Genomic DNA, 6,603 nt, shown 5'->3' on the forward strand with positions numbered 1-6,603 from the left:
CCTGATCCGGAGCGTGGATGGATGGGGTGCCTCGGGCCGCCTCGCGACGCGCGCCTTGGCCCAGGCGTGCATCCTTCGCCGAGGGAAGCGAGGCCCGGGCGGCTCCGATCCATCGTGATCCGCAAAACCGGCGGTCGAGGCTGAGGCCGGACTGACGCCCCCTGCAACCATTGCGGCGGAACCGGGTTCGCTCCCGATTGGCGACAAGCGGAGGTCGGGTGGCGCCCTGGATCGAACAGGCCATCTGGTGGCAGGTCTTCCCCCTCGGCTTCGTCGGCGCCCCCGACCAAGCCGATCCGGCCGCGCCGGTCGCGCATCGCCTCGCCCACATCCGGGACTGGCTCGACTACGCGGTCGACCTCGGCGTGTCCGGGCTGGCGCTCGGGCCGATCTTCGCGGCCTCCACACACGGCTACGACACGATCGACCACTTCCGCATCGATCCGCGCCTGGGCGACGCGGCCGATTTCGACGCGCTGATCGCGGCGGCCCGTGCCCGCGGTCTGCGCGTCCTGCTCGACGGCGTGTTCAACCATGTCGGGCGGGCCCATCCGGCCTTCCAGGACGTCCTGCGGCACGGGCCCGAATCCGAACAGGCCGGCTGGTTCAGGCTGTCCTGGCCGCGGGGCTCCGGCCCGGGCATCGAGCCGGACTACGCCTGCTTCGAGGGGCACCGGCAGCTCGTCACGCTCAACCACGACGATCCGCGGGTCGCCGACCACGTCGCCGCCGTCATGAGCCACTGGATCGCCCGTGGCGCCGATGGCTGGCGGCTGGACGCGGCCTACGCGGTGCCGCCGCATTTCTGGGCGCGCGTGCTCCGGCAAGTCCGCCTCGCGCATCCGGAGGCCTACATCGTCGGCGAGGTGATCCACGGCGATTACGCCCGCTTCGTGCAGGAGACCGGCCTGGATGCGGTGACCCAGTACGAACTCTGGAAGGCGATCTGGAGCGCCCTCAACGACCGCAACCTGTTCGAGCTGGCCCATGCCCTGGACCGGCACAACGGCTATCTCGACCGGTTCGTGCCCCTGACCTTCGTGGGCAACCACGACGTGACGCGGATCGCGAGCCGGCTCACGGACGAGCGGCACCTGCCGCATGCGCTCGCGATCCTGCTGACCTGCGGCGGAACGCCCTCGATCTACGCCGGCGACGAGCAGGCCTTCCGCGGCGTGAAGGAGGAGCGCGTCGGCGGCGACGACGCCGTCCGGCCGGCCTTCCCGCCGCTGCCCGCGGATCTCGCCCCGTACGGCTGGCCGATCTACCGGCTGCATCAGGATCTGATCGCGCTCCGGCGCCGTCATGCCGGGCTGCACCGCGCGCGGACGCGCACCCTCCACCTGACCAACGAACAGCTCGTGCTCGCGCTGGGCGACGGCGCCGCGCGCGTATTGATGGCCCTGAACCTCGCCGACGCGGCCATGCCGCTGCCGGTGCCGGAGGCGCGGGCGATCGAGGCCGGCCACGGCGATCTCACGGAACCCGGCGGCCCCGGCGCCCGCGTGACCCTCCCGGCCCACGGCTGGGCCATCCTGGCCGTGTGATCGTCGAGGGCCCCACCTGCGGCAATGCGGCGCCGCCCTACCCGGTGCGGCGAGCCGTCCAGCGTCCGGCACAGGCGCCGAGCCCGGACAGCGTCCAGCGGCCGGCCCCGGCGGATCCGCGCAGGCGGCCCGAGACCGAGACGCTGGCAAGCCCCTTGCGGATCGTGCCGATGATCCGGCCGTCCGCGCCGGCTCGGCCGGACGCATCGACGCCGTTCCCGCCGGCCTCGTCGACGAGGCCGTGCCGGATGACGATGGGGTAGCTGTAAGGGCCCGTGCAGGTCCCGCTCTCCGCGGTGGCTGTGACCGACCAAGCTCCGTCGAAGCGGTTGGCCGCCGAGGCTCCCGTCGGAACGCCGACGGCGAGGAACAGGGCGGGCGCGAGTTGTGCAGCGCGACGTCGGGTCATCGTCTCCTCTGTGGTGATCGCGGGTCGCGGGCGTGGCTCATCCGCGTGCGGATGATCGAAGGAGCCGGCCGGCAACGGACCGGCCGGGATCGGCCATCCCGCGACACTCGCCCGACCGTGGAAGGGCAACGGGCCGGACGCGCGCCCGGAGTGGCGCGAGCGTCCGGCCTCGCGGCCGTGCCGGACAAGAGGGCCATCCGCCCGGCACAACCTCGGCAAAGGGTTGGGAAACCGTGGGCAGCGGCGAGCCCCACGGCAGATCCCGCGACCCCAATATGGCGCCTAACGCCTTCATGGACATGAGAGATTCATACCGGTACGCCGGACTTTCCACGGGGCTGCACACGCTCGGCCGCGGCGGGGTCACGTCAGGGAAAGCGCCGGTTCATGCGGACCTTGTCGGACCACTCGGCGGCATGCACGCTGGTGCGGCCAAGCGCCGCCGGAGGGTGCTTGACGGAGCCGTCGCGCAGGATCGCCAAGAGCCACGCCATCATGTCGGTCCCGGGCAGGAACCGGACGCGCTGCGTCCAGGCCTTCAGGAGGGTAAGCCGGACGAGGTCTTCGCCCGCGACGGTATCTTCGGCCAGCGCATGCACGCAGCGGCGCAGATGCGGCACCGCCGCGATCAGATCCTGCCCGAACCCGGCAGCGACCTGTCCCTGAGCCTCCGCGGCGTCCGACGCCTCCGACAGCCGGGCGAGCAGGCGACCCAAACGCGATGTCGCATCGTTTTCTACAACTTCTGGGAAATGCTCGCCAAGACCTGATCCCGGGCTCGCAGCGGCACCGGAGATCACGGCCTCGCGTTCGGCGGCTACGCGCACTTGTCGGTCGATGTGTTGCACGTTCGGCATGCTCAGATCTGCTCGGGGATGCGACGAAATCGCTCAGACGTGGCGCCTCGGCGCGGCGAGCACTCATCTCTGGCGCAATCCGCCCGCGTCAATGATGCGGGTATACCAGAAAAATAACTTAGTTGAGGGAACCGGCTTGTGCGCAACCCGTTTGTGCCCCGCTGCCGAACGGGCAGTGACGGCATGAAGGGATGCACGAGCTGTGACCGCGGGCGTCGACCGGCATGAACTCCGGCAGATCATCGCCGGCCTGAGCGAGGGCGTGATCCTGGTCGAGCCCGACCAGACCATCGCCTACGCCAACGAGGCCGCCCTGGCGATGCACGGTGCCGGGAGCCTCGACGAGCTCGGCTCGACCGTCGATGCCTATCGCGACCGGTTCTGCCTGCGCTACCGCAACAACGTCACGCCCAATCAGTACCCGATCGAGCGCGTGGTCGCCGGCGAGCGCTTCCACGACGTCGTCGTCGAGGTGCGGCGGGCGGACAAGCCCGAGCAGGATTTCGTCCACTCGCTGCGCAGCCTGGTGGCCACCGACCGCGACGGCAACCCGAGCTGCCTCGCGCTGATCCTCAAGGACGTCACCGACCAGTTCGAGGCCGAGGCGCGGTTCGAGGCGACGTTCAACGCCAACCCGGCGCCGGCCGTCATCACGCGCCTGTCGGACCTGCGCCACGTCAAGGTCAATGCCGGCTTCCTGGAGATGACCGGCTTCACACGGGACGCCGTGATCGGCCGCAGCGTCTACGAGGTCGACGTCCTGGCCGGCGCCCGCAACCGCGATCTCGCGATCGCGCGGCTCAACGCCGGCGGCACGATCCCGCAGATGGAGGCCTGCCTGGATCTGCCCGATGGCGGCGGCCGCTTCGTGATCGTCGCCGGCCAGCCGATCGAGATGGGCGACGAGCCCTGCATGCTGTTCACCTTCGCGGATCTGGAGCTGCGCCGGAAGGCCGAGACGGCGTTGCGCCAGAGCGAGGAACGCTTCGCCAAGGCGTTCCGGATGACGCCGGTGCCCACCGTGCTGGCGCGTGCACAGGATTTCCAGGTCACCGGCGTGAACGAGGCGTTCAGCCGGGTCTTCGGCCTGGGCGAGGACCGCATCGTCGGGCGCTCGCTGGCGGAAGCCGGCCTGTGGGTCGCCGACAAGCAGCGCCTGCAGGTCGAGGCCGCGCTCGAGCGGCAGGGCTACGTGCTCGGCGTCGAGGTGTGCCTGCGTCACGAGAGCGGGGCGAACCTCGACTGCCTGATCTCGGCCGAGCGGATCGAGATCAACGAGGCCGCCTTCGTGCTGCTGGTCCTCCAGGACATCACCGAGCGCAAGCATACCGAGCGGGAGCTGTTCGACGCCATCGAGACCGTGATGGCCGACACGTCCTGGTTCAGCCGCGGCCTGATCGAGAAGCTCGCCAACCTGCGCCGGCCGGGCCGGGAGGCCGGCGACGGGGAAGCCCCGAACCTGACGGTGCGCGAGCGCCAGATCCTCAACCTGATCTGCTCGGGGCTGAGCGACGACGCGATCGCGCGCAAGCTCGGGCTGTCACGCAACACGGTGCGCAACCACGGCGCCGCGCTTTACCGCAAGATCGGCATCCACAAGCGCAGCGAGGCCGTCGTGTGGGGGCGCGAGAACGGCTTCCCGCTGAGCATCTCTGACGGATGAATACCGCCGTACTAGTATGTTCTAATCATTGAACGGCAGATATTTGCCCACATCTGCCTCGCGGCGCGGGGCTTCTCCAGCAGGACGGGGAATTCGCGACCGAAGACAGGACAACGACTTCCACCGGGCACATCAGAGGTTCGGTGAAGGAGGCCGTCGGCGCACTCACCGGCAGTGCCCGGACGGAGACCGAGGGTCGGCGCCAGAAGCGCGGCGCCTGCGCAGCGAAGACCGACGGAGCCGGGCCCGCGGGCTCGGGTCATCGCTGACGGATGTCATCCGGCGCCTCGCGGCGAGACGCCGCCCACGACGAACGCGATCACACGAGGAGAACGACATGGTTGATACGGATCGGATCACGGGCGCTGCCAAGGAGCTTGGCGGCAAGGTGCAGGGCGCGGTGGGCGACCTCACCGGCTCCCAGCGGGACTCGGTCGAGGGTCGCGCCCGCCAGGCGGCCGGGCAGGCCGAGAACCTGTACGGACAGGCCAAGGACACCGTCCGCGACGCGGCCGAGCACGTCGCCGACACCGCCCGCGACATCGGGGGCAAGATCCGCGACACCGTGGGCGGCCTCGTCGGCTCCGACGACGTCGAGCACCGCGCCCGCCGCGCGCAGGGTGCGGCCGAGGAGCACTTCGACCGGGCGCAGCGCTCCGTGTACCGCGCGGCGGACGAGGCCGCCGACTACGCCGAGGACGCTTACGAGCGCGGTGGCCACGTCCTGCGCCGGGGCACCCGCGAGGTGAGCCACCAGGTCGCCGAGTACCCGCTCGCCTCCCTGCTGATCGCCGGTGCCGTCGGCTTCGGCCTCGGCCTGCTCGTCAGCGCCACCCGCGACTGAACCACCACAGCCACACGGCTACGAACGACCGACTAACCCGGAGTGAAAGCGTGACCACGATCCAGACCACGGCGTCCCCTCTCGCCACCACAGCCGCGCAGGCCGACACGCGTGCCGTGCTGCTCAACCAAGTCTCCTGGGGCGCGATCTTCGCCGGCGCCGTGACCGCGCTGGTCACCCAGGTGATCGTCAACCTCGTCGGCGTCGGCGTCGGGCTGGCCTCGGTCGGCACCACCGCCGCCGACAACCCCTCGGCCTCCGCCGTCTCGATGGGCGCGGGCGTGTGGTTCGTCGCCTCCGGCCTCGTCGCCTCCCTGGCCGGCGGCCTCATCGCCGGCCGGCTCTCGGGCAAGACCCTGCCGGGCGCGGCCGCCCTGCACGGGCTGGTCTCCTGGGCGGTGACGACGCTGGTCGTCCTGTACCTGCTGACCTCGGCCGCCAGCGGCCTCGTCGGCGGCACGCTCGGCACGGTCTCGGGCGCGCTCGGCGGCGCCGGCAGCCTCGTCGGCGGCAGCGTCCAGACCGCCGCCCAGGCGGCCGCACCGTCGCTGTCGAAGATCGCCAACCCGCTGGACGGCATCGAGGACAAGGTCCGCCAGCAGACCGCCGGCCAGGATCCGCAGGCGGCCCGCGACGCAGCGGTTGCGGCGATCAAGGCGCTGTTCACCGGGGACGCCGCGCAGAAGCAGCAGGCCGAGGCGCGGGCGGCCGACGCCCTGGCCAAGGCGCAGAACATCCCGGTCGATCAGGCCCGCCAGCAGATCCAGGATTACGAGAAGCAGTACGATCAGGCGGTGGCCACCGCTAAGCAGAAGGCCGAGGCCGCGGCCGTGACGGCGAAGTCTGCGGCCACGCAGGGCGCCTTCTACGCGGCGCTGGCGCTGATCCTGGGCGCGCTCGCCGCCTTCTTCGGCGGCCGCCTGGGCGCGCCGAAGCCCGCGAGCCTGCCGGGCGCCTACGAGACCCGGCGCGTCTGAGCGGCCGCGGCCCGGTCCCGGATCGTTCGGCCCCGGATCGTTCGTCCGCTTACCCCCCTCGGCGCCCGCCACCGTGCGGGGGCCGTCCACCCCGGCGGGCGGAACCTGCCCGACCGGACATCCTGACCCCGACCCCAACCCCCAAGGAGCGCACGCGATGAGCAGCACGACCGACAAGATCAAGGGCCTGGCCAACGAGGCGGTGGGCAACGTCAAGCAGGCGGCCGGCAAGGCGACCGGCAACGACAAGCTGGTGGCCGAGGGCAAGGCGCAGGAGCTGAAGGGCGAGGCGCAGAAGACGGTGGG

General features: G+C 71.2%; 7 protein-coding genes. 5 read left to right on the plus strand and 2 right to left on the minus strand.

The window, feature by feature from the left end:
* Positions 1 to 218: 218 nt before the first annotated feature.
* On the plus strand, positions 219 to 1,547 hold the full coding sequence (locus tag BLT59_RS28580; RefSeq protein ID WP_091789122.1) for an alpha-amylase family glycosyl hydrolase: 1,329 nt from the start codon (positions 219 to 221) through the stop codon (positions 1,545 to 1,547).
* A 37-nt stretch (positions 1,548 to 1,584) separates the two neighbouring features.
* Here the strand turns inward: BLT59_RS28580 and BLT59_RS28585 are convergent, their stop codons facing one another.
* On the minus strand, positions 1,585 to 1,956 hold the full coding sequence (locus tag BLT59_RS28585; protein ID WP_091789140.1) for a hypothetical protein: 372 nt from the start codon (positions 1,954 to 1,956) through the stop codon (positions 1,585 to 1,587).
* A 368-nt stretch (positions 1,957 to 2,324) separates the two neighbouring features.
* Positions 2,325 to 2,813 (minus strand): RNA polymerase subunit sigma-70, encoded by a 489-nt coding sequence (locus BLT59_RS28590; RefSeq protein ID WP_210185999.1) that lies wholly within the window; start codon positions 2,811 to 2,813, stop codon positions 2,325 to 2,327.
* A 202-nt stretch (positions 2,814 to 3,015) separates the two neighbouring features.
* Here BLT59_RS28590 and BLT59_RS28595 point away from each other — a divergent pair, with 202 nt between their 5' ends.
* From BLT59_RS28595 to BLT59_RS28615, 4 genes are all read left to right on the plus strand, one after another.
* Positions 3,016 to 4,476, plus strand: a complete 1,461-nt coding sequence (locus tag BLT59_RS28595; protein WP_091789128.1) for a PAS domain S-box protein — start codon at positions 3,016 to 3,018, stop codon at positions 4,474 to 4,476.
* 337 nt (positions 4,477 to 4,813) lie between these two features.
* The gene (locus tag BLT59_RS28605) at positions 4,814 to 5,320 is read left to right on the plus strand and encodes a CsbD family protein (protein WP_091789134.1); all 507 of its coding nucleotides are present in this window, start codon (positions 4,814 to 4,816) and stop codon (positions 5,318 to 5,320) included.
* A gap of 50 nt (positions 5,321 to 5,370) precedes the next feature.
* Complete coding sequence (locus BLT59_RS28610; protein ID WP_091789137.1) at positions 5,371 to 6,297, plus strand: PhnA-like protein; 927 nt, start codon at positions 5,371 to 5,373, stop codon at positions 6,295 to 6,297.
* 157 nt (positions 6,298 to 6,454) lie between these two features.
* Positions 6,455 to 6,603: CsbD family protein (locus BLT59_RS28615; protein ID WP_091786589.1), on the plus strand; the 149-nt coding region annotated here is incomplete at its 3' end.

The sequence above is a fragment of the Methylobacterium sp. UNC378MF genome, from assembly GCF_900103195.1.
Lineage (GTDB): Bacteria > Pseudomonadota > Alphaproteobacteria > Rhizobiales > Beijerinckiaceae > Methylobacterium.